At 50.9% G+C, this 1,978-nt stretch carries 1 rRNA gene; it reads left to right on the top strand.

The window, feature by feature from the left end:
* Nucleotides 1-1,844, top strand: a 23S ribosomal RNA gene (locus CWC03_RS23640); the annotation flags it as partial.
* Between the last annotated feature and the right edge of the window lie 134 nt (nt 1,845-1,978).

The following is a 1,978-nucleotide window of genomic DNA, read 5'->3' as shown; positions in this document are numbered from 1 at the left end:
CAGCGAAGCTACGGCTGCGAATATACCACCCAAACTATTTTAAGATTAACGTTGACGCACGAAGTGCCCAACGGTCAAGCGACCAACACGTTGAGTTGGCAAGAGATAGTTTCGGGGTATATTCGCGGGGTAGGGGAGCGTTCTGTAAGTGGCTGAAGGTGTGCCGGGAGGCATGCTGGACATATCAGAAGTGCGAATGCTGACATGAGTAACGACAAGAGGAGTGAAAAACTCCTCCGCCGGAAGACCAAGGGTTCCTATCCCATGTTAATCAGGGTAGGGTGAGTCGACCCCTAAGGCGAGGCTGAAGAGCGTAGTCGATGGGAAACGGGTTAATATTCCCGTACTCGGTATGAATGCGATGGGGGGACGGAGCAGGCTAGGCAAGCATGGCGTTGGTTGTCCATGTGAAAGGCTGTAGGCTGGTGACTTAGGAAAATCCGGGTTGCCAAGGCTGAGAGTCGAGACGAGCCACCAAGGTGGTGAAGTTGTTGATGCCCTACTTCCAGGAAAAGCCTCTAAGCTTCAGTTCATACTGAATCGTACCCTAAACCGACACAGGTGGTCAGGTAGAGAATACTAAGGCGCTTGAGAGAACTCGGGTGAAGGAACTAGGCAAAATTGTACCGTAACTTCGGGAGAAGGTACGCTCTTGTTTGTGAAAGACTTGCTCTGTAAGCAAACGAGAGCCGCAGTGACCAGGTGGCTGGGACTGTTTATTAAAAACACAGCACTGTGCAAAATCGTAAGATGACGTATACGGTGTGACACCTGCCCGGTGCCGGAAGGTTAATTGATGGGGTTAGCTTAGGCGAAGCTCTTGATCGAAGCCCCGGTAAACGGCGGCCGTAACTATAACGGTCCTAAGGTAGCGAAATTCCTTGTCGGGTAAGTTCCGACCTGCACGAATGGTGTAACCATGGCCACGCTGTCTCCACCCGAGACTCAGTGAAATTGAAATCGCAGTGAAGATGCTGTGTACCCGCGGCTAGACGGAAAGACCCCGTGAACCTTTACTACAGCTTGGCACTGAACATTGACCCTACATGTGTAGGATAGGTGGGAGGCTTTGAAGCAGGAACGCTAGTTTCTGTGGAGCCGACCTTGAAATACCACCCTTGTAGTGTTGATGTTCTAACTTAGGCCCCTGAACCGGGGTTGAGGACAGTGCCTGGTGGGTAGTTTGACTGGGGCGGTCTCCTCCCAAAGAGTAACGGAGGAGCACGAAGGTTTGCTAAGTACGGTCGGACATCGTACGGTTAGTGTAATGGTAGAAGCAAGCTTAACTGCGAGACAGACACGTCGAGCAGGTACGAAAGTAGGTCATAGTGATCCGGTGGTTCTGAATGGAAGGGCCATCGCTCAACGGATAAAAGGTACTCCGGGGATAACAGGCTGATACCGCCCAAGAGTTCATATCGACGGCGGTGTTTGGCACCTCGATGTCGGCTCATCACATCCTGGGGCTGAAGTCGGTCCCAAGGGTATGGCTGTTCGCCATTTAAAGTGGTACGCGAGCTGGGTTTAGAACGTCGTGAGACAGTTCGGTCCCTATCTGCCGTGGGCGTTTGAGAATTGAGAGGGGCTGCTCCTAGTACGAGAGGACCGGAGTGGACGAACCGCTGGTGTTCGGGTTGTGATGCCAATTGCATTGCCCGGTAGCTACGTTCGGAACTGATAACCGCTGAAAGCATCTAAGCGGGAAGCAGGCCTCGAGATGAGTTCTCACTTTGACTTAGAGTCAACTGAAGGGCCGTTGAAGACTACAACGTTGATAGGCGAGATGTGGAAGTGCTGTGAGGCATTAAGCTAACTCGTACTAATTACCCGAGAGGCTTAACCATACAACGCCAAAGTGGTTTATAAGCGACAGAAGTTAATAGACTGAAGTAGACAAAAGAATTTAATAGCTTTTTCCAGATTTAAGAATTAAACAAGGTGACCAACCTCATCCATTTCGAGAAAACGGTTCACCTAG

It is taken from the genome of Pseudoalteromonas sp. S2755 (assembly GCF_005886535.1).
Lineage (GTDB): Bacteria > Pseudomonadota > Gammaproteobacteria > Enterobacterales > Alteromonadaceae > Pseudoalteromonas.
Note: the sequence above shows the minus strand (reverse complement) of the source record. Positions and strands in the feature narration are given on the sequence as shown.